The organism is Achromobacter sp. SIMBA_011, assembly GCF_046535435.1.
Lineage (GTDB): Bacteria > Pseudomonadota > Gammaproteobacteria > Burkholderiales > Burkholderiaceae_B > Achromobacter > Achromobacter dolens.
This window is the reverse complement of the sequence record NZ_JAWRWN010000002.1, coordinates 832,069-853,220: the sequence shown is the minus strand read 5'-3', so window position 1 is coordinate 853,220 and position 21,152 is coordinate 832,069. Positions and strand designations below refer to the sequence as shown.

Sequence of the window (21,152 nt, the reverse complement as noted above, 5' to 3'; positions counted from 1 at the left end):
GCCGGCGCAGGAGTATCGTGAAAACCGGTACTTCGCGCCTGGAGCACGCCATGTCCGACGACACCCCCGCCATCGAGGCCAGCGCCTCGCAATTGGGCAACCTGACGCAGTTCCTGATCTGGGTTGCCGAGCACCCCCGCACCTATGCCGACATCATGGAGGCGTGGCGCACTTCGTGTCCGCGCCTGTCGGCCTGGGAAGACGCCACCAGCAACGGCCTGGTGGATCTGGCGCGCCGATCTGCCGGCGACGCCGGGACCGCCGTGGCCACGCTGACACCCAAGGGCCGCGCCTGGCTGGCCGCGCGCCAGGCCGCCATGATCGCGACACCGCGCCAAGGCGCTGGCGTCGCGCCGCTTTCGCACTAAATGCGCGGGCGTCGCAACGCTCTCCCAATAAAGGCGCGGGCGCCGCGCCCCGCTCCCGCTAAGGCGCGGGCGCCGCGCCCCGCTCCCGCTAAGGCGCGGGCGCCGCGCCGCTCTCCCGCCAGCGCGCCGGCGCCGCGCCGCCGTCCGCGTGCAGTTGCGCGCGCAGGCTGGCGATGAAGGCCTTGGCCGCCTCGGGCAGCACGCGTCCGGCCAGCGTCTGCACCTCGAAGTGGCGTTCGTTCATTTCGCGGTCGCGCAGCGGCAGGGCCACCACCTGCCCGGCGCGCAGGCGATAACGGATCGCCAGTTCGCCGCAGAACGCCACGCCGCCGCCCGCCCCCGCGAACGCCACCAGCGCGTCGACGCTGCGGCTGGAGAACATCGGTTCACATGACAACTGCTGGCGGCTGCAACTGATGTCGATCAGCTGCCGCAGCGTCGAATCGGCATCGGGCAAGGCCAGCGGATAGGCCATCAACTGGGCCAGCGATACCTCGGACCGGCCCGCCAGCGGATGGTCGGGCGCCACCACCGCGCGCACCGGCGCCGGCATGCGCAGCTCGACCCGTACGTCATGGTGCGAGGTCAGGCTGAGCGTGACGCCGATATCGGCCGTGCCGTCCCGCACCCGGACGGGCACCTCGCGCTGCGAGCACACGTCCAGCGAAAAACGGATGCCGGCGTATTGCCGGCGGAAAACGGCGATGGCGGCCGGCAGGAAGTCATGCGCGAAGCCTTCGGTGCAGACCACCCGCACCAGCCCCTGACGCAAGCCACGCAGGCCCATGATCTCGCCGGCAACGCGCTCCACGTCCTGGTGCGCGCGCTTGGCGTGGGCGGCCAGCAGTTCGCCGGCGGCGTTGAGCGCCATGCCGCGCGAGCGGCGCTCGAACAGCAGGGTGCCCAATTCGCGTTCGAGCCGGGCGATCTGGCGGCTGACCGCCGACGGCGCCACGTCCAGCCGCTCCGCCGCGACGCTGACGGAGCCGCAGCGCGCCACTTCCAGGAAGTAGCGCACGGCCATTTCCTGCAGGATTTGCGGGTTCATCGGGTTTGCCCTTGGTTTGCGTAAAACGCAATGAATGATTCTAGCAATTCATATTGCCGCAATACGGAGCCGCCGCCTAGGATGTGACCGTTGCATGACGCTCCCTCTATGGAACACGCAGGCATGACCCCGTCCCAGGCTTCCGTTCCCGCTTTTTCATTGCAGGCGTTGCGCGCGGCGCAACCGCTGCTGTGGACCCGCCCCGATGGCGGCGCGGCCGACACCGGCGTCCCCTTCGGCCTGGCCGACGTGCAGGCGGCCCACGACCGCTTCACGCGCTTCGCGCCGTTGCTGGCGCAGTTGTTCCCCGAACTGGAAGCCTCGGCCGGCGTGATCGAGTCGCCGCTGCGCCAGGCCGCCGCCATGCAGCAGGCGCTGGGCCTGGCGCCGGATGGCGGACGCCTGTGGATCAAGGCCGACCACGCTTTGCCGGTGGCCGGCTCGATCAAGGCGCGGGGCGGCATTCATGAGGTGCTGGAGTTCGCCGAGAAGCTGGCCTGGGAGCAAGGCCTGATCGCGCCCGGCGATGACTACCGCAAGCTCGCCGCGCCTGCGGCCCGCGCCTGTTTCGCGCAATACCAGGTGGCCGTCGGATCGACCGGCAACCTGGGCCTGTCGATCGGCGTGATCGCTTCGGCGCTGGGTTTTCGCGCCGCCGTGCACATGTCGGCCGACGCCAAGGCATGGAAGAAGGCGCGCCTGCGCGCCCGGGGCGTCGAGGTGGTGGAACACCCCGGCGATTACGAAAAGGCCGTGGCCGCCGGCCGCCGCCAGGTCGAGGCCGACCCGCGCGGCTACTTCGTCGACGACGAGCGCTCGGCCTCGCTGTTCCTGGGCTACGCGGCGGCGGCGCTGCGGCTGCGCGACCAGATCGCGCAGGCCGGCATCGTGGTCGATGCCGAGCATCCGCTGTTCGTCTACCTGCCCTGCGGCGTGGGCGGCGCGCCGAGCGGCATCGCCTTCGGCCTGTGGCTGCTGTACGGCGCGCACGCGCACTGCTTCTTTGCCGAACCGGTGCAGTCGCCCTGCTTTCTGCTGCGCATGATGGCCGGCCATGGCCAGTTGCCCGGCGTGCCGGTGCCGCCGTCGGTCTACGACATCGGCCTGACCAACCAGACCGAGGCCGACGGCCTGGCAGTGCCGCGCGCCTCCGACCTGGCGTATGCCGCCGTCGGCCAGTCGCTGGCCGGCGTCTACACCGTCGCCGACGACACCCTGTACGGCGATCTGGCGCGGCTGCACGACAGCGAGGGCCTGCGCATCGAGCCGTCGGCGGCGGCCGGGTTTTCCGGGCCGCGCCACTTGCTGGGCAGCCCGGCCGGGCAGCAGTGGCTGCGCCAGCGCGGCCTGCTGCCGCATTTGACGCGCGCCACGCATCTGGCCTGGACCACCGGCGGGCTGTATGTGCCGGCCGAAGAGTACGACCGATTCCTGAGCCGCGGGCAACGACTCGCGGCCGCCCCCCAGGCGCCGACCGACGCGCCGTCCTTCCACCTCTCTCGTCGAGCATGAACATGAAGACTGCCTTGATTGCCCTTGGTGTCACCCTGGCGGGCGCCCTTGCCGCCCCCGCCCCGGCCAGCGCCCAGACCGGCTATCCGACCCGCCCCATCACGCTGGTGGTGCCATTTCCGCCCGGCGGCGCGACCGACGTGCTCGGCCGCGTCATCGCGCAGAAGCTCGGCCAGGAACTGGGCCAGACCGTAGTGGTGGAGAACCGCGCGGGCGCCGGCACCGCGATCGGCGCCGGCTACGTCGCCAAGGCCGCGCCCGATGGCTACACGCTGCTGGTCAGCTCGGGCACCACCTTCACGGTCAACCCCGCGATCCAGGCCAAGCTGCCGTATGACCCGGTCAAGAGCTTCGAGCCGCTCGGCATCGTGGGCCGCACCGGGCTGGCGCTGCTGGCCAATCCGCAGGTGCCGGTCAAGGACTTGAAGGAACTGGTCGCCTACGCCAAGGCGCGCGAGAAGGAACCGCCCGCCTACGGCTCGTTCGGCGCCGGCACCACCGCGCACTTCGTCGGCGAGGCGTTCCTGGCCGCGGCCGGCATCAAGATGATCCACGTCCCCTACAAGGGCAGCGCGCCGGCCATGACCGACCTGATCGGCGGCCAGATTCCGTTCTCGGTCGACACCGTGGCGGCCGCGCTGCCGCAGAGCAAGCTGGGCAAGGTGCGCGTGCTGGCGGTGTCGGCCCCGACCCGTTCGGCCTTCCTGCCCGACGTGCCGACCTTCGCCGAACAAGGCTATCCGTCGGTGGCCATGGACACCTGGCTGATGTTCACCGCGCCGCGCGGCCTGCCGGCGGACGTCAAGGCCAAACTGGAAACCGCCCTGCGCGCCACGGTCGAATCGCCCGACGTGCGCAAGAGCCTGGAAGCCCAAGGCTTCGAGGCGGCCTTCTCCAGCGCCGCCGAGGGCGAAGCGCTGATCCAGAAGGAACTGCCGCAGATGCGCGACGTCGCGCAGCGCGCCAACATCAAGATCGATTGAAGGAAGCACTCATGACCCTGGACGATTCGCTCGTCTCGTTATCCGCGGTGGAACTGCGGCGCCTTATCGGCGCGCGCCAGTTGTCGCCGGTGGAACTGCTGGAGGCGTGCATTGCACGCATCGAGGCGGTCAACCCGTACATCAACGCCGTCACCGCCACGGCCTTCGAGCGCGCCCGCATCGAGGCGCGCGCGGCCGAGCAGGCGGTGATGGCCGGCGACACGCTGGGCCTGCTGCATGGCCTGCCGCTGGGCGTGAAGGACCTGGAGCCCACCGCCGGCCTGCTCACCACCTTCGGCTCGCCGATCTACCGCGACCACGTGCCGACCGAGGACGTCACGCTGGTGGCGCGCCTGCGTCACGCCGGCGCCATCGTGGCCGCCAAGACCAACGTGCCCGAGATGGGCGCGGGCGCCAATTCGCGCAACACGGTGTGGGGCGCGACGGGCAATCCCTTCAACCCGAACCTGAATGCCGGCGGCTCCTCGGGCGGCTCGGCCGCGGCGCTGGCCAGCGACCTGTTCCCGCTGTGCACCGGGTCGGACACTGGCGGCTCGCTGCGCATCCCCGCCGCCAAGTGCGGCGTGGTCGGCTTCCGGCCGTCGCCGGGGGTGGTGCCGAGCGTGCGCAAGCCGCTGGGCTGGACGCCGATCTCGGTGGTCGGCCCGATGGGCCGCACCGTGGCCGACGCCTGCCTGCAGATGGCCGCCAGCGCCGGCCCGGACGCCGGCGACCCGCTCAGCTATCCGCTCGATCCGCTGCAGTTCCTGGCGCCAGGCAACGCCGACCTGGGCCGCCTGCGCGTCGCCTACAGCGAAGACTTCGGGCTGTGCGACGTGGACGACGGCATCCGCGCCACCTTCCGCGCCAAGATCGCCGCCATGCGCCACCTGTTCGCGGCCTGCGATCCCATCGAGATCGACTTCGGCGAGGCCCACCGCTGCTTCGACGTGCTGCGCGCCGAAGCCTTCGTGGCCGGCATGCGCGAGGCCTACGAGAAGGACCCTGCCAGCCTCGGCCCCAACCCCCGCGCCAATTTCGAGATGGGCGCGGCCATGAGCCTGAAGGACTGCGCCTGGGCGCAGGCCGAGCAGACCCGCCTGATCAAGCGCTTCCAGCGCGCCTTCGACGACTACGACCTGATCCTGTCGCCCACCACGCCGGTGTCGCCGTTTCCGTGGACGCGGCTGTATGCCGAGGCCATCAACGGCAAGCGCCAGGAGAACTATTACCGCTGGCTGGCGCTGACGTATGTGATCACGCTGACCACGCATCCGGCGCTGACGCTGCCTTGCGGGCGCGATCACAAGGGGATGCCGTTCGGCTTGCAGATCGTGGGCAGGTTCCGCGGGGATCGCGAGGTGCTGGCGGCGGCGCAGGGGATGGAGTCCGCGTTCGCGGGCAATGAGGAACTGCGGCGGCCGCGGCCGGACCTGGCGGGGCTGAAGGCGGCGGAGCCGGCATTGACGTCGATCGTGACGGCGCCGCCGGGCACGGCATCGGGCAGCGCGGCGGGGAGCGTGTCGGCGGTGTGAGGCCGAGGCTTGCTCGCCGAGTCTTGGCAGTTCAAGCGCGGAGTCAGGCGGGTGGGGCAGCGCGGAAGCATCGGGTCGGGTTCGGATCGGTCGAACCGGGGCTGGGCGGGCCAGGCTGGGCCGGCGCTATCATTGGCGTTGCCCGATTCCCTTGCCGCCGCCCCCGTGACCTCCCCCATCCTCATCGAACGCCTCGCCGAGCACCACTTGCCCGGCATGGCCGCGCTCTACAACGATCCCGACGTCGCCCGCCAGGTGCTGCAGATGCCCTACCAGTCGCCCGAGCGCTGGCGAAGGCTGCTGGCCCCGGACAACGAGCGCCTGCTGGCGCTGGTCGCCACCCACCTGGGCGAGGTCGTCGGCAGCGCCAGCCTGGAGCAGTCCGCGCGCGTGCGCCGCAGCCACTCGGGCGCCATCGGCATGGGGGTGGCCCGCGCCTGGCAGGGCCAGGGCATCGGCAGCCGCCTGCTGGGCGAGCTGCTGCGGGTCGCGGACGACTGGATGAACCTGCGTCGGGTCGAGCTGATGGTCTATTGCGACAACGAGGCCGCCGTCGGGCTCTATCGCAAGCATGGCTTCGAGGTCGAGGGCCAGTTGCGCGACTACGCCATCCGCGATGGGCGCTACGCGGACGTGTACAGCATGGCAAGACTGCGGGCGCCCCGGGCCTGATCCGGCGGCACGTCTTCCCTTCGCCCGCCGGGTCAGCGCCTTCACCGACCGCTGCGGCGAATGGGAAATCGTCGATGCCTTTCCCGATTTCACGGTCCAGCATGGAGATTTCTGCATCGCCGCGATTGCCACTGGCTGGCGTTCAAAGTCGGCCCTGCCGCTAAAACGACATCCTGAACCCTGCGGTGGCAGTGACGACATAGCTGCCGGAGAAATCCGCATCGGCGTCGACCTGACCGTAGATGGCATAGCGCCCGCCCCAACCGTAATTGGCGCCGACGCCCAGGTTGCCCCAGGTGCGCGCCATTCGGCTGCTGAACGGCACATCGGCAACCCGCAGGCGGGTCCCGTCCAGGAACTCGTGCTTGAGGTTGACGACACCGTAGACGCTCGCTTCACCGTTGCGCCCGCCGGCCTGAGACTCGCGCTTGTAGTCCAGCGCCACACCGAAGCGGCCCATAAGGCTGTTGCCCTTGTCGCCGTCGACGCGAGCGCCAAACCTGTCATTGAAACTGCCCCAGTGCGTCGATGCGTACGCAAGCTGAGCCTGCGGGATCAGGGCCAGGCGATCGTTCAAGGAGAAGGCCTTGCCCGCTTCGATACCGAGGCCAAGACTGCGCGCGTGCTGGCCATCCTTTAGCTTGCCCGCGAGCCGGGACTTCAGGTCGCTGTCGAACCAGGTTGCCTGCGCCTGCGTATCCACATAGAGGCCGTCCTTGCCGTACCAGGTCAGCGTCGGCATCAGGCCGTAGGCCGCCGTGTCGATCGTGCCATTGCCATACACTGACGACACTCGGGTGTCGGCCTTGCCATAGTGCAAGGCCAGACCGCCCACGAGGCGCGAGCCGCCCGGCTCGCCCGACAGGATGCGATCCACGCCGAATTGCGCTTTCCAACTGTCGATATTCTGGTGCTGGCCCGTGGTGGACACCGAGGGCTCAAGCCTGGCCGTGGATCCCTCGACCCGGCTCCATACGCCGTTGCGGCCGCTGTCCGCAGGATCATAAAGGCGATTGCCCACGCGCTGACGCAGCGTCGGCAGACGGCTCAATTGAAGCAGCGTGTTGGCGTAGGCTTCATAGACGGGCGCGCCGGGCTGGTACAACGGGCGCTGTGCGGCCGGCGAACCGCTGCCGACCTGGGGCGCGCCGAGGTCGGCCAGGGACGAGCGCAGATACCAACCGCCGTCGGCCGGATCCTGCTGCAGCACATAGCCATAGGCGCCCGCCACGAGGGCCGGGCGCCCGCCGATGACGTAGTCGCCGTTGGCAAGGTTGAATTGGCCCGCGGAGACGCCGTTGACCTGCACGACCTGGATGCCGCGTTGTGTCTGCGCGCCGGCGCCGCCGATGTTCTTCACGGTGACCGGCGTGGCGCCCGCGGTGGCGCCGGTGATCACCAGCTTGTCGGTCGGCGAGTCATCGCCGCCCAGTCGGGTGCGGACTTCCAGGTTGCCGCCCTGCGCGGCGTAGTCGCCGGCAATCGTCAAGGTGCCGAAGCCCGTGCGCGGGCCCGGCGCGATGGTGCCTTTGTTGCTCGTCGCGCCGACGCGTCCGGTCCCGGTCAGCCGCGCGCCGGTCAGCACATCCACCGGGCCGCCCAGGACGCCGTCGACCTGCAGCGTACCGGCCTGCACCTCGGTGTTGCCGGTGAAGGCCGCGCTGTTGCCCGACAACGTCAGCGTTCCAGCGCCCAGCTTGTTGAGGCTGGATGTGCCGGAGAAAGCGGTGCGCACGCCGACATCATGGCCGTTCGTGTCGAACCAGGCGCCGCCGGCGCCCACCGCCTGCGTCGCAAAGCCCCTCAGGAAATTGGCCTCGTCCCGGTTGGCGCGCAGGACGCCGCCATTCAGGTTGACGGTGACATTGCCCGCGCCCTTGATGACCGAACCCGTCTCCAGCACGCCACGACCGCTGGCGTCGCCGGTCAGGTTCAGCGTGCCGGTGGCCGTGCCGTCGGTGGCAACCCATGTATCAACGGCCGCGATGGCCAGGCCGCCCTTCGCGACCGTGAACGTTCCCGTGCCCGCCGAGCCGACTTCGATGCGGTCCGTGGACGAGAGGGTCGAGATGTCGCCCGTCGTGCTCGAGACGGTCACCGTGCCGATGCCGCCCACGCCCCTGCCGATGTAGATCGATGCCGCGCCCCCGGGGCGGGTCGACGCCTCGGTGTGCACGGTGGCGCCATCCTGCACCAGCAGCTCCCCGGTGCCGTCGAAACCGACGTAGATGTTGTTCAGCGGGTCCCAGACCGATGCGCGCCCCGATACCGTAACGTGCCCTTCGCTGCCGGCGTTCCAGCCGATCATCCCCTGGCCGCTATGCACGGCGCCGCCATTGTCGATTTGCAGCGTGCCCTTGCCGTCCGAACCGATCAGGAAGGCGCTGACCGTGTTGAGATTCCAGGTGGATCGCGCACCGGATACGACAACCGTGCCGACGCTGCCGGCACTGCCGCCAAGGGTGCCCGACTGGCTTTGCGCCACGCCGCCGTCCAGGATGCGCAGCGTGCCGGTACTGCCCGAGTCGGTGCCGATATACACGGCGCTGAGGCTGGTCCAACTGGACGCCTTGCCGCTGCCGTCGATACCCGTCACGGTCAGCGTGCCCACGCCGCCGTTGAGATTGCCGATGAAGGCCCAATCGTTGCGCACCGACCCGCCATTGCTGATGGTCAGCGTGCCGGTGGCGGAATCGCCGACGATGAGGTCGCCGCCGACGTCCCAGTCCGGCGATACCACCGGCCCGGGCTGCACGTCGCCGGTACTGGAGACCGTTTGCCCGCCAACGGGATTCGAGAGGCTGGCGGCGGAAGCGGCCAGGATTATCCACCTTGACCACCCGGCACGCTTACGCTTTTCGTCGACCACGACATTCCTCCCAAGTAGATGCGAGCCACACGCGAGCACTACGGCACGCGGCGCCGTGTTTTTATAGGTGTTTACCCATGCTGGACGGCGCCTTCGACGCCATGTCGCCGCGCCGGACCTGTTCCCGAGGCGCCAAAGGCGCGCCGGCCAGGCCCCGCGTCGGCTGGCGCCGGACCCGCGACCGTGCAGTTCCGTCCTCGCCGCTTGGCCGTGTAGAGCAGGTCATCCACGCGCTTGAGCGCGCTGGCGAAGGGCTCTCCCGCCTGCATCAGCGTCACGCCCATGCTGGCCGTGAAGCGTGAATCGGGCGCATGCTGCGCCCAGCGCTGCGCCGCGAAACCCGCACGGATCTCCTCGGCGATCGCGGCGGCGCTCTCCAGATCCGCAGCGGGCAGCAACAGCAGGAACTCTTCTCCTCCCAGGCGCGCGGCATGGGCACGCGCCTGCGCATGCGGCCGGAGCAAGGCGCCAAATCGCGCCAGCACCATATCGCCAAACGGGTGGCCGTACCGATCGTTGATGCGCTTGAAGTTGTCGATGTCGGCCATGATCAGGGCCGTCGGCGTCTCGCCTTCGGTAAAAGGGCGTCCCGAAACGGTGGCGAGCAGGCTGTCGAGGCCTTGCCGGTTCAACAGGCCCGTGAGGGCGTCGGTATGAGCGTGACGCCGGTATTTCTCTATCGCGTCGTAGCTCGTCGCGATGAAGACCGCCAGCGTCAGCACAATGCTGCCAAGCAGGCCGGTGTACTGGATCAGGATCCCCCACACGGACGCTCGCCATTCTCCCGTTGCGAGCATGGGCGCAGGAGCAGCGATGTACAGGACGCATTGCCCCGTCAATACCAGCGCGATGAAGAGAAAGGTGGCGGCAAGCACCCTGTCCGACGTGGTCGCGGCCTGTTTGGCGAAGGACAGCGTGGTCCGCCAGGTGACCAGCGCGCAACAGGCCAGGACGAAGAAGGTCTCCAGCTTCGCGCTCGCGAACAGCGCCACCGAGACAACCACCATCGCCGTCGAGGCAAGCAGGACCGCAACATCGAAGTGGAGCGGAATCTGGCGGCCGCGCCGGCTCAGCAATGCGCGACAGGCGAGGATGACGCCGCCCAGGATGAAAGCATCCTCGACGACCTGCTTGTACGGGGCAAGGTTGCTCGCCTGTACGAGCATGACGGCGTAGCCCGCGCCCAGGCAGCCCAGGGCGCCGCCCCACCGTAGCGTGTGGAAGCCGGCAAAGCGCGCGGCGCAGAGGCCTGCGGCGCACATCAGGATCGCCGCCGGCACGGACCACTCAAGGAGGGTGACGGGCATAGTCAGGGGACGCTTGGAATGACACCCAGTCCGGCCTTTGCCCGACTGACACAATGTGTGCCGAAAAGATTACAGTGTGTCGTAATGTATCGCCAGGACTCAACAGTCAAGGATTGTCAAGCGCAGGGGATCCGTGGCGGCTGCCGCCGCTTGCGCCGCGGCCGAGATACTGCGAAGGCGCGAGTCCGAAGCGTCTTTGAAATGCCTTGGAAAGCTGCGCCTCCGAACGGAACCCCGTGGCCCTGGCCAACATCTTGAGCGCTTGATCCGCCTCCAGCCCGGTTCGCACCGCCTCCAGGCGCAGCGCTTCCAGGAAGTCGCGTGGCGTGAATCCGGTGGCGCGCGTGAATCCGCGGTGGAAGGTGCGCGGCGCCTGCCCCGCGACTTGAGCCATGCGCTCGACGCTGATCGCTTCGGCCAGGTGTTGTCGTAGCCAATCGACCAACTCGCCATAGGCGCCGGCCTGCCCCTCCAGTATCAGGGAGTACTGCGCCTGGTTGCCTGGGCGCCTCAGTGCCAGATTCAGTTGCCGGGCAACGCGCGCGGCGAGCCAGCGCCCGGCATCCTGTTCGACCATGGCCAGGCACATGTCGATGCCCGCGGTCACGCCGCCCGAAGTCCAGAGCTTGCCATCCTGGAGGTACAGGGCATCGGCATCCACGTCCATGTCCGTGAAGTACTGCCCCAGCACTCGCGCCGACTCCCAGTGAGTCGTCACGCGCCGGCCGCCGAGCAGGCCCCAATGCGCCAACAGAAACGCGCCCGTGCATACCGAAGCCAGGCGACGCACAGGCCCGCGGGCGCGCCCTACCCAGGCCGCCAACGAGGCGTCGGCCGCGGCGTGCTCCAACCCTTCGCGTTCGCCGCCGGCAATGATCAACGTGTCGATGCCGAGCGGATCGATGTCCGCCGCGGCTGCGGTATGCAAAGTCAGCCCGTTCGATAGCGTGACGGGGCCGCCGCCGCCGGACAGCACGACAACACGGTAGGGCGAGTCAACGCCCAACGCGCAGGCCATCGCAAAGACGTCCGCCGGACCCGCGATATCCAGATGTTGTGCTTTCGGAAACGCCACAATGGCGACAAGGCGTGGCGAGGCAGCGGCAGACGGCATGGCGTTCGAAGCGGTGAATGCGGAACCGGCGATCTTAACGCGGGGTTGGCAGAAAACAGCCGGATTTTGTCATTGCTGCCAACTGCGCCCGGCACGTAGGCTAACGGGATTGAGGTAGCCCTCGTCGTCTGGAAGCGGTGTGTCAATGTTCGGTAAGCGGTATCGCGTGGCCTTTTTTTATTGTGCGTTGGCTGTTGCGTCGGCGGCCGCCGCGCTTTGGATGGGGTGGGATCGCGCCGACATATCCGCGCCGATCCTGAGCGGCGAAAGCTTGCCCCCGCTACCCGATCCACGCCTGCCGGTGGCGCAGCGCAAGCCAGTGATTGCCGTCATCGCGCACAACGCCAATACCGAGCTGGTCGATTTCGTGGTGCCGTACGCGGTGCTGAAACGATCGGGGGCCGCCGAGGTGTGGGCCCTGGGGATCGAGTCGGGACCAATACGCTTCTTTCCGGCGTTGAGCGCGCGGCCCGATGCCGATGTCGCCGCTTTCGATCAACGCCATCCCCAGGGCGCCGACTATGTCATTGTTCCCGCCGTGCATGACGACGCGGACCCGCGCCTCTTGTCCTGGGTACGTTCCCAGTCCCAAAAAGGCGCGGTGGTCATCGGCATTTGCGACGGCGCGTGGGTGCTGGCGCGGGCAGGTCTGCTGGACGGGCGCCAGGCGGTTTCGCACTGGTATTCCCGAGGCGCCCTGGCGCGCGGCTTCCCCTCGGTTCAATGGCGGCAGGACCGGCGCTACGTGGCGGATCGAAACGTGGTGACCACCACGGGTGTCAGCGCCTCGATCCCCTTGTCGCTGGCCTTGGTGGAAGTCATCGCGGGCCAATCGAAAGCCCGTGAATTGGCGCGGGACCTGGGCGAGCAAGGTTGGGAAGATACGCATGACGGATCGGCCTTTCGCTTACGGCCCGGGCATGTCGCCACTGCGGCGAAGAACGCCGTCGCCCTCTGGAACCATGAGACGTTGGTGGCGCGGCTATCGCCGGGCGCCGATGACCTGCGCCTGGCGCTCGCCGCCGACGCATTTGCGCGCACCTATCGCACTGCGGTGGTCGGCGCCACGATCGACGCGGCGCCCGTCGCGCTGGCAAGCGGCTTGATCTACCTCTCCGACAGCGGAGGATGGGGCGCGGGCGATCCCCTGCCACTGCAGGCGCGGGAACCAGGCCCAGACCGCACGGCTGCCCGACCCGTGTTGGCAGACATCCTCGAACTGTTGCGGACGCGTTATGGGCAGGACACCGCGGAATTCGTCGCGCTGCAGTTGGAGTATCCCGGACCGCGGCCTTGACCTGTGCGGGCATTCATCATCTGTCCCGCACCCGGATCGGCATTGCCCGCCGCGCTCACGACGGCTCGTCGGTGGCGGGATCGGGCGGCAAGCCAGCCTGACGACGTTGCAGCGGGCCGCGGCCGTATGCGTCCTTGCCCTGTTCGCGCCGATGCCCGCCGGCGGGGTAGCCCGACCCCGTATCCGGGTCGGGATTGGGAACGTCGCGTCCCGGCTTGTCCGCCTCGGGTTGGCCGTTATGCCGCTCGCTGTTCGACGCTGCATGAAATATTGGCTTCGACATGGTGTTCTCCGATTTCACCGGCCGCGCTGCGCCGGTGCGGGACGGGCCAGCAATTGCCATGCCGAAGGGCCGTCTCATGCCTTCGGACTCTCCCGCCGCCCGTCCTCGAACTCGATCACGCTGAACTCGCCCGTCGACTCGAGATACGCCCGCTTGACGCGCGAGAGGCGGTCCACCCCTTTCAGCCGCAATTGCTCCATCAATTCACCCCGGGTGATGTGTTCGCGCCGCAGGCCGGACACAATCAACTGCCCGTCTCGAACCAGGCATACCCGCTTCGGCTCCAGCACCCGACGCAGCGGCGGGACGTAATAGCTGACGCGATCCAGAAAATAGCTCCAACCGACAATGGTCGCCACGACGATGATCCCGTCGCCGAGCGAATACGAATCGCCGGACATCGCATTGCCCGCCGCGTCCGCGACCAACACCAGGACGAGCATGTCGGCCACGCCGAGCGACCCCAGATCGCGCCGGCCCGACGCCCGGAGCAAGGCATACAGGACCCAGTACATGGTGGTTCCGCGAATGAACATCTCGGCAAAGCCGGCCTGCAGCGCGAAGATCTCCGAAAGCTCGCTCATATCCAGGCCCCTTGTCAGCGTTGCACCGCGCGCCACTCGGTGTAATAGGTGACCATCCTTTCCAAGGCATGCCGCGCGCTCGCCGCTCGGATGGCATTGCGGCCTCCGGTGAAGCGCAGGGTCTCCGCGTAAACCGCGGGCGCGGAATCCGCCACCCCTTCTTTGAACACCCAGGCAAAACACTGCGTGCCCGCGGGGATTGCCGCATCGGTGTCGTCGGTCACGCCCGTGTTCGATATCGCCACGTTCGCTCGGCTGCGTCGGGCCGCGCCCAGAGCCATTTCGCCCGCGACGGCTTCGCTCGTCAGGTTGTGGGTTCTGAGCGTGCGGGCCGAAACGCCCAGGCATCGCATTTTGGCCTGGGGCGAATAGACGACGAATGCGCAATCCAACAGTGCCCCGGCGCCGGGCACGTCCGCCAAGGTGGCGGCTATGAGTCCGGCCGTGCAGGACTCGGCAGTGACCAATGTCAGCCCTTCCCTATGCATGAAAGCCGCCACCCGCTCGATTGCATTCATCTCCCGCCTCCCGGTAGTCGAGATCTCATGCTTTCAGCAACTTCCATGCCGAGGAAGTCGCCGGCGAGGCCGCGCGCGGCGTGACACGCCCGATCTTGCGGGACAGCCCCGGGGGAGCGATGCAGGCAGGCCCGCAATGCGCGGCGGGCCCGCGGCGCCTGGTCAGCAGTTCCCTTTCTTTGCCTGGCCCGGCGGACAGAAACCGCCGCCGCCGCCGCGGTGAGGGTCCACCACCACTGCCCCATCGGGCGTGTAGACCGCACAGCCGGCGAGAAGGGCAACCATGACGGTCAGGCTACAGAGAATTTTCATGTCAGTAACTGCGAGTTGAGGATGCGGCAGTGTATTTCGGCTCCCTGCAACCAGGGCGAAGCAGGCGTTACACGGTGTACTCCAGACCGGGACGGGTTGAGCCTTTCCGAGCCTATCCCTGGCTTTGTTATCGCCTGTAGCGGGCGCCGCTCCGCCAGGGCAACCGCTGCGAGCCTCGCCATGAACGCCTAAGTCATTGAAATAACGCGAAGTAATGAAAGAGCATAAGGAAATCCCGATTAGGGAATTTGCTTATGCCCTTTAATTATTTGCCGGGCGCATACTCGATACGCAAGAATTCGTCCTTGGCATAAAGCAAGACAGATGGAACTTCGTCAACTCGAGGCCTTCGCGGCCGTCATGTCCACGGGCAGCGTCACCGCTGCCGGGCGTCTGCTTGGCCGCTCGCAACCCGCGATCAGCCGCCTGCTGCAGGAACTGGAAGCCGAGATCGGCTATGCCCTGTTCGCCCGCAGCGGGCCGCGCGTGACGCCGACCGAGCAGGGCTTCCTGCTCTATGACGACGTGGAACGCGCCCTGTCCAGCCTGCGCCAGATCCGCGACCGGGCCGAGGAAATCGCCCGTGGCCAGGCGCAGCCGCTGCTGCTGGCGGCCACTTCGGCGCTGGCCGCCGGGCTGGTGCCGGACGCGCTCAAGCGCATCGAGCCGCACGCCAACCTCGCCCCCCGCATCGAACTGCGCAGCGCCTCGCCCGAGCGCGTGGTGCACGCCGTCCTGAGCGGTACGGCGCAACTGGGCGCGACCAGCCTGCCGCTGGAGCATCGCGGCCTGACCGTGCACTGGATCGGCCAGGCGCCCTGTGTGGTGGCGCTGCCCGAAAACGATCCCGCCGCGCGCCATGACGTGGTGCCGGTGGCCGAGCTGGCCGGGCGCCGCGTCATCACCATGGCCAATCCCTACCGCCTGCGCCGCCGGCTGGACGCGGCGCTGGGCCATGCCGCCGGCGCCATCGAAACCAATTCGTCCGTCAACGCCCTGGCCGCCGTGCGCGCGGGCCTGGGCGTGTCGGTGCTGGAACCCATTACCGCCTACGGCGCGCCGATGGCGGGCGTGGCGATCCGCCCGATCGACCTGGACATCCCCTTTTTCTTCGGGGTCATCACCTCGCAGTCGCAGCCCCTGACGCCGGCCTGCCAGGCCATGGCCGATGCGCTGGCGCAGGCCGCCGCGCAACTGCTGCCCGGCTTCGTGCTGCACGACGCCTGCCAGCACGGCGCGCTGCTGCAGTCGATCTACGGCGATGACACCCCTCTTACGGATACCCCCGCATGAACCACCCCCTCGCTCCCGCCCCGCAAGGCCTGGCCGCGCTGGAAGCGCGCCTGCGCCAGGATTTGTCCTGGCTGGAAATCCCCGCCAAGCCCTGGGTCACGCCGCGCCTGGTCGACGGCCAGCCGGTGCTGGACGTGGCCATCATCGGCGGCGGCATGGCCGGCCTGGCCGCCGCCGCGTCGCTGACCCACCTGGGCATCGTCGCGCCGATCTTCGATCAGTCGCCCGAAGGCTATGAAGGGCCGTGGGCCACCACCGCGCGCATGGAGACCCTGCGCTCGCCCAAGCAGTTGACGGGCCCGGCGCTGGGTCTGCCCGCGCTGACCTTCCGCGCCTGGTTCGAGGCGCAGTTCGGCGCCGAGGCCTGGGAGGCACTGGACAAGATCCCGCGCCTGCAATGGATGGACTACCTGCGCTGGTACCGCCGCGTGCTGAACCTGGACGTGCGCAACCAGCACCGCGTGCTGGCCGTGCTGCCGCGCGCCGACCGGCTGGTGCAACTGGACATCGAATCGCCCACTGGCCGCCAGACCGTGCTGGCGCGCCGCGTGGTGCTGGCCACCGGCCGCGACGGCCTGGGCGGCGCCTACGTGCCGGACTTCGCGCGCAAGCTGCCGCGCGACCGCTGGGCGCATTCGTCGGACGTGCTGGACTACGCCACCCTGGCCGGCAAGCGCGTCGGCGTGGTGGGCGCGGGCGCGTCGGCCATGGACAGCGCCGCCACCGCCCTGGAAGCGGGCGCGGCCAGCGTCGACCTGCTGATCCGCCGCGACGACATTCCGCGCATCAACAAGGGCAAGGGCGCCGGCAACCCCGGCCTGACCCACGGCCACCTGAACCTGCCCGATGAATGGAAGTGGAAGATCCGCCACTACATCAACGCCGCCCAGGTGCCGCCGCCACGCGGCAGCACGCTGCGCGTCTCGCGCCACCCGAACGCCCGCTTCAACCTGGGCTGCGGCGTGCAGGACCTGGCGCTGGTCAATGACGAAATCCGCGTCACCACGCCCAAGGGCGTCTTCACGCTGGACTTCCTGGTGTTCTCGACCGGCTTTCGCATCGACTGGACCGTGCGTCCGGAATTCGCCGCGCTGGCGCCGCACGTGCGCGCCTGGGGCGACCGCTACATCCCGCCCGCCGGCGAGGAAGACCAGGAACTGCATGATTCGCCCGACCTGGGCGCGGCCTTCGAATTGCAGGAGAAGACCCCGGGCGCCTGTCCAGGCCTGGACCGGGTGCACTGCTTCTCGTACCCGGCCGCGCTGACGCACGGCACCGTGTCGGGCGACATCCCCGCCATCAGCGAAGGCGCCAAGCGCCTGGCGCAGGGTATCGCCGGCCTCTTCTACCGCGAGGACGTGGCCACGCACTACGCCAACATGGAAGCGTTCGCGGAACCCGAGGTGTTCGGCGACGAATGGACGCCGGCCCCGGCGCCCGGCGCGGCCCGGCAGGCGGAGACCGCGCAATGACCGGCTGGCTGCTCCGCCGCGTGGCGCAAGCCGCGGTGGTCGTGTTCCTGATGACGCTGATCGTCTTCGTCGGGCTGCACGCCATCGGCAACCCCGTCGACATCCTGATCGGCCAGGACGTCGACCAAGTCGACCGCGCCCGCATCATCGCCGAACTGGGGCTGGACAAGCCCCTGTGGCAACAGTACCTGGGCTTTCTGAACGGGGCGCTGCACGGCAACCTGGGCAACAGCTTCGTCTACAACATTCCCGCCGTCGAGCTGGTGATCCAGCGCCTGCCGGCGACCCTGGAACTGGCCATCGCCGCGCTGCTGCTGGCGGTGATCATCGGGCTGCCGCTGGGCCTGTTGGCCGGGCTGTATCCCGACAGCCGTTTCTCCAAGCTGGTGATGGCGGGCAGCATCGTCGGCTTCTCGCTGCCGACCTTCTGGGTCGCGCTGATGCTGATCATGACCTTCAGCGTGTCGCTGGGCTGGCTGCCGGCCAGCGGCCGCGGCCAGACGGTGGAATTCCTGGGCTTCCAGTGGTCGTGGCTGACGGCCGACGGCTGGCGCCACCTGATCCTGCCGGCGCTGAACCTGTCGCTGTTCAAGATCTCGCTGGTGATCCGCCTGACCCGCGCCGGCGTGCGCGACGTGATGCCGCTGGACTTCGTCAAGTTCGCCCGCGCCAAGGGCCTGTCGCCGTTCCGGGTGGTCTGTGTGCACGTGCTGCGCAACACCATGATCCCGCTGGTGACGGTGCTGGGCCTGGAGCTGGGCTCGACCATCGCCTTCGCCGTCATCACCGAAAGCATCTTCGCCTGGCCCGGCGCCGGCAAGCTGATCCTGGACAGCCTGAACGCGCTGGACCGCCCGGTGATCGTGGCCTACCTGATCGTGGTGGTGTGCCTGTTCGTGACGCTCAACCTGATCGTCGACATCCTGTACAAAGTGCTGGACCCGCGGGTGCGGCTGGAGGCCTCGGCATGAGCGCTCCGAACACTCCCCAGGCAAATGCCATGCAAACCGCCGCCCCCGCGCTGAAGCGTGAATCGCCCTGGCGCCGCAACCTGCTGGAATTCCTGTCGTCCAAGACGGCGGTGTTCGGGCTGGTGATCGCCACCCTGCTGATCCTGGCCGCCATCCTGGCGCCGTGGATCTCGCCGCAGAACCCCTACGACCTGCTGCAGATCGACGTGCTGGACGCGCGCCTGGCGCCGGGCACGATGAACGGCCTGAACACCTTCCACTACTGGCTCGGCACCGACGGCCAGGGCCGCGACCTGCTGTCGGGCATCCTGTACGGCCTGCGCATCAGCCTGATGGTGGGCGTGGGCTCGGCGCTGATCGCCGGCATTATCGGCACGCTGCTGGGCCTGCTGGCGGCGTATGCCGGCGGCAAGGTCGACGCGCTGATCATGCGGCTGGTGGACCTGATCCTGTCGTTCCCGTCGATCCTGGTGGCCATGATGATCCTGGCCTACCTGGGCAAGGGCGTGGGCAACGTGGTGCTGACGCTGGTGATCCTGGAATGGGCCTACTACGCCCGCACCGCGCGCGGCCAGGCCCTGGTCGAGCGCCGCCGCGAGTACGTCGAGGCGGCGCGCTGCCTGGACATCCCCAACTGGCGGATCATGCTCAAGCACATCCTGCCCAACTGCCTGCCGCCGCTGATCGTCATCGGCACCCTGCAGATCGCGCGCGCCATCACGCTCGAAGCCACCCTGAGCTTCCTGGGCCTGGGCGTGCCCGTGACCGAACCGTCGCTGGGGCTGCTGATCTCCAACGGCTTCCAATACATGCTGTCCGGCGAATACTGGATCAGCTTCTACCCCGGCATCGCGCTGCTGATCACCATCGTCGCCATCAACCTGGTGGGCGACCGCCTGCGCGACGTGCTGAACCCGAGGACCCACAAATGAGCGCCGCCCGTCCCGTCGCGGCGCCGGCCGCCGCCAACGTGCCGACCCTGGAAGTGCGCAACCTGCGCACCCACTTCTTCACCCGCGCCGGCACCCTGCCCGCCGTGGACGACGTGTCGTTCACGCTGGAGCGCGGCAAGATCCTGGGCCTGGTCGGCGAGTCCGGCTCGGGCAAATCCGTCACCGGCTTTTCGATCATGGGCCTGGTGGACGCCCCCGGCCGCGTGGTCGGCGGCCAGATGCTGTTCCAGGGCCGCGACCTGACCCAGCTGGCCCCGCGCGAGCTGCGCAAGCTGCAGGGCAACCGCATCGCCATGATCTTCCAGGATCCGATGATGACGTTGAACCCGGTGCTGCGGGTCGACGTGCAGATGATCGAAACGGTGCGCGCCCACAACAGCATGAGCAAGGCGCAGGCCCGCGAGCTGGCCCGCGACACGCTCGGCATGATGGGCATTCCCAGCCCGGAAGAACGGCTGCTGGCGTATCCGCACCAGTTGTCCGGCGGCATGCGCCAGCGCGTGGCGATCGCCATCGCCATGCTGCACCGGCCCGACCTCATCATCGCCGACGAGCCGACCACGGCGCTGGATGTCACCATCCAGGCGCAGATCCTGTCCGAAGTGCAGAAGCTGGCGCAGCAGCACGGCACCAGCCTCATCTGGATCACCCACGACCTGTCGGTGGTGGCGGGCCTGGCCGACGACGTGGCGGTGATGTACGCCGGCCGCATCGTCGAACACGGCAAGGTCGACGACGTGCTCGACCGTCCGCAGCATCCCTACACGGTGGGCCTGATCGACAGCCTGCCCAGCAACAACCAGCGCGGCCAACGCCTGCGCCAGATTCCCGGCATGACACCCAACCTGCTCACCCTGCCCGCCGGCTGTGCCTTCGCGGCGCGCTGCGCGCGCGCCACGGCGCAATGCGGCCAGCAGCCCGCCATCACCGACGTGCTGCCCGGCCACCAGGTGCGCTGCTTTCATCCGTCGCGCCAACCGGGCGAGGTGACGGCATGACCTCGACGACGATTCCGGATACCCGCGACGGCGCCAACGCCACCCCGCTCATCGACCTGCGCCAGGTCAGCAAGCGCTTCGGCGAACGCCCCGTCGGCGCCGCCGGCCGGGCCTTGCAGCGCCTGGGCCTGTCCAAGCCGCCCGCCATCACCCGCGCCGTCGATCATGTGGACCTGCTGGTGCGCCCCGGCGAAGTGGTCGGCCTGGTCGGCGAGTCCGGCTGCGGCAAGTCCACGCTGGGCCGCATCGCGGCCGGCCTGCTGACGCCGTCCGGCGGCGAGCTGCTGATCAACGGCCAGCGCCCGGCCGACATGACGCCGGCCCAGGCCCACGCCGCGCGCCTGAAGGTGCAGATGATCTTCCAGGACCCGTATGCCAGCCTGAACCCGCGCCTGCGCGTGGACGAGATCGTCGGCGAGGCCGCGCGCATCCACGGCCTGGTCGGCAACGGCGACTTCGACGACTACGTCAGCGCGCAACTGCAACGCGCCGGCCTCGACCCGGCCCTGCGCCAGCGCTATCCGCACCAGTTCAGCGGCGGCCAGCGCCAACGCATCGGCATCGCCCGCGCCCTGGCGGTGCAGCCGTCGATGCTGGTGTGCGACGAGGCCGTGGCCGCGCTGGACGTGTCGATCCAGGCGCAGATCCTGAATCTGTTCATGGACCTGCGCGAACAGCTCAACCTGACGTACCTGTTCATCAGCCATGACCTGGGCGTGGTCGAGCACCTGTCGGACCGCGTGGTCATCATGTACCTGGGTCGCGTGGTCGAGACGGCGCCGGTGGACGAAGTCTTCCGCCGCCCCAACCATCCGTACACCCAGGCGCTGCTGGCCGAGATCCCCAACCTGAAATCGCGCCACAAGACCTTCACCGCCATCAAGGGAGAGATTCCCAGCCCGCTCAACCCGCCCGGCGGCTGCCACTTCCACCCGCGCTGTCCGCATGCGATGGCGCGCTGCAAAACCGAGGTTCCCACCCTGAAGGGAATCGCCATCAACCACCTGAGCGCCTGTCACCTGAACGACATGGCCTGAAAGAAGTTCCCCCTCACCAAGGACCC

The 21,152-nt window shown here is 68.7% G+C and carries 19 protein-coding genes; 12 read left to right on the top strand and 7 right to left on the bottom strand.

What is annotated here, in order from left to right; translation table 11 throughout:
- Positions 1-50: 50 nt before the first annotated feature.
- Positions 51-368 carry a hypothetical protein gene (locus tag SB816_RS11055; protein ID WP_410547126.1) on the top strand — a complete coding sequence of 106 codons (318 nt, stop codon included), beginning with the start codon at positions 51-53 and terminating at the stop codon, positions 366-368.
- Between the two features lie 88 nt (positions 369-456).
- Here SB816_RS11055 and SB816_RS11050 read toward each other — a convergent pair whose 3' ends face one another.
- Positions 457-1,416: a LysR family transcriptional regulator gene (locus SB816_RS11050; RefSeq protein ID WP_410546962.1), complete on the bottom strand. Its 960-nt coding sequence runs from the start codon at positions 1,414-1,416 to the stop codon at positions 457-459.
- A gap of 123 nt (positions 1,417-1,539) precedes the next feature.
- On the opposite strand from SB816_RS11050, the gene SB816_RS11045 reads away from it, so the two are divergent.
- From SB816_RS11045 to SB816_RS11030, 4 genes are all read left to right on the top strand, one after another.
- Positions 1,540-2,928, top strand: coding sequence for a D-serine ammonia-lyase (locus SB816_RS11045; protein WP_410546961.1), 1,389 nt, complete (start codon positions 1,540-1,542; stop codon positions 2,926-2,928).
- Positions 2,925-3,911 (top strand): Bug family tripartite tricarboxylate transporter substrate binding protein, encoded by a 987-nt coding sequence (locus tag SB816_RS11040; protein ID WP_100503481.1) that lies wholly within the window; start codon positions 2,925-2,927, stop codon positions 3,909-3,911. The genes SB816_RS11045 and SB816_RS11040 overlap by 4 nt, the downstream gene beginning before the upstream one ends.
- Positions 3,912-3,922: 11 nt before the next feature.
- Positions 3,923-5,446: an amidase gene (locus SB816_RS11035; protein WP_064525742.1), complete on the top strand. Its 1,524-nt coding sequence runs from the start codon at positions 3,923-3,925 to the stop codon at positions 5,444-5,446.
- A 165-nt stretch (positions 5,447-5,611) separates the two neighbouring features.
- Complete coding sequence (locus SB816_RS11030) at positions 5,612-6,118, top strand: GNAT family N-acetyltransferase (protein WP_082401924.1); 507 nt, start codon at positions 5,612-5,614, stop codon at positions 6,116-6,118.
- Positions 6,119-6,278: 160 nt separating this feature from the next.
- On the opposite strand, the gene SB816_RS11025 is transcribed toward SB816_RS11030, so the two are convergent.
- The 3 genes from SB816_RS11025 to SB816_RS11015 form a co-directional block, all read right to left on the bottom strand.
- Positions 6,279-8,987, bottom strand: a complete 2,709-nt coding sequence (locus SB816_RS11025) for an autotransporter outer membrane beta-barrel domain-containing protein (protein ID WP_410546960.1) — start codon at positions 8,985-8,987, stop codon at positions 6,279-6,281.
- A 71-nt stretch (positions 8,988-9,058) separates the two neighbouring features.
- Entirely contained in the window at positions 9,059-10,294 is a 1,236-nt protein-coding gene (locus tag SB816_RS11020; protein ID WP_410546959.1) for a GGDEF domain-containing protein, read from the bottom strand.
- Positions 10,295-10,400: 106 nt separating this feature from the next.
- A complete protein-coding gene (locus tag SB816_RS11015; RefSeq protein WP_410546958.1) occupies positions 10,401-11,408 on the bottom strand; it encodes a GlxA family transcriptional regulator in 1,008 nt (335 codons plus the stop codon).
- A 145-nt stretch (positions 11,409-11,553) separates the two neighbouring features.
- On the opposite strand from SB816_RS11015, the gene SB816_RS11010 reads away from it, so the two are divergent.
- Positions 11,554-12,705: a DJ-1/PfpI family protein gene (locus SB816_RS11010; protein WP_410546957.1), complete on the top strand. Its 1,152-nt coding sequence runs from the start codon at positions 11,554-11,556 to the stop codon at positions 12,703-12,705.
- 55 nt (positions 12,706-12,760) lie between these two features.
- On the opposite strand, the gene SB816_RS11005 is transcribed toward SB816_RS11010, so the two are convergent.
- From SB816_RS11005 to SB816_RS10995, 3 genes are all read right to left on the bottom strand, one after another.
- A complete protein-coding gene (locus tag SB816_RS11005) occupies positions 12,761-12,988 on the bottom strand; it encodes a hypothetical protein (RefSeq protein ID WP_116792470.1) in 228 nt (75 codons plus the stop codon).
- Between the two features lie 74 nt (positions 12,989-13,062).
- Positions 13,063-13,572 carry a DUF421 domain-containing protein gene (locus SB816_RS11000; RefSeq protein WP_082401922.1) on the bottom strand — a complete coding sequence of 170 codons (510 nt, stop codon included), beginning with the start codon at positions 13,570-13,572 and terminating at the stop codon, positions 13,063-13,065.
- 14 nt (positions 13,573-13,586) lie between these two features.
- Positions 13,587-14,090 carry a CinA family protein gene (locus tag SB816_RS10995; RefSeq protein ID WP_410546956.1) on the bottom strand — a complete coding sequence of 168 codons (504 nt, stop codon included), beginning with the start codon at positions 14,088-14,090 and terminating at the stop codon, positions 13,587-13,589.
- A 636-nt stretch (positions 14,091-14,726) separates the two neighbouring features.
- Here SB816_RS10995 and SB816_RS10990 point away from each other — a divergent pair.
- From SB816_RS10990 to SB816_RS10965, 6 genes are read left to right on the top strand one after another with little or no spacing between them, the layout of a single operon-like run.
- On the top strand, positions 14,727-15,695 hold the full coding sequence (locus SB816_RS10990; RefSeq protein ID WP_054502285.1) for a LysR family transcriptional regulator: 969 nt from the start codon (positions 14,727-14,729) through the stop codon (positions 15,693-15,695).
- Positions 15,692-17,167, top strand: coding sequence for a SidA/IucD/PvdA family monooxygenase (locus tag SB816_RS10985; protein WP_410546955.1), 1,476 nt, complete (start codon positions 15,692-15,694; stop codon positions 17,165-17,167). The genes SB816_RS10990 and SB816_RS10985 overlap by 4 nt, the downstream gene beginning before the upstream one ends.
- Complete coding sequence (locus SB816_RS10980; RefSeq protein WP_054415963.1) at positions 17,164-18,138, top strand: ABC transporter permease; 975 nt, start codon at positions 17,164-17,166, stop codon at positions 18,136-18,138. The genes SB816_RS10985 and SB816_RS10980 overlap by 4 nt, the downstream gene beginning before the upstream one ends.
- A 29-nt stretch (positions 18,139-18,167) precedes the next feature.
- Positions 18,168-19,070: an ABC transporter permease gene (locus SB816_RS10975; RefSeq protein WP_024069310.1), complete on the top strand. Its 903-nt coding sequence runs from the start codon at positions 18,168-18,170 to the stop codon at positions 19,068-19,070.
- On the top strand, positions 19,067-20,089 hold the full coding sequence (locus tag SB816_RS10970; RefSeq protein WP_410546954.1) for an ABC transporter ATP-binding protein: 1,023 nt from the start codon (positions 19,067-19,069) through the stop codon (positions 20,087-20,089). The genes SB816_RS10975 and SB816_RS10970 overlap by 4 nt, the downstream gene beginning before the upstream one ends.
- On the top strand, positions 20,086-21,126 hold the full coding sequence (locus SB816_RS10965; RefSeq protein ID WP_410546953.1) for an ABC transporter ATP-binding protein: 1,041 nt from the start codon (positions 20,086-20,088) through the stop codon (positions 21,124-21,126). Before SB816_RS10970 ends, SB816_RS10965 begins: the two co-directional genes overlap by 4 nt.
- The last annotated feature ends 26 nt before the right edge of the window (positions 21,127-21,152 follow it).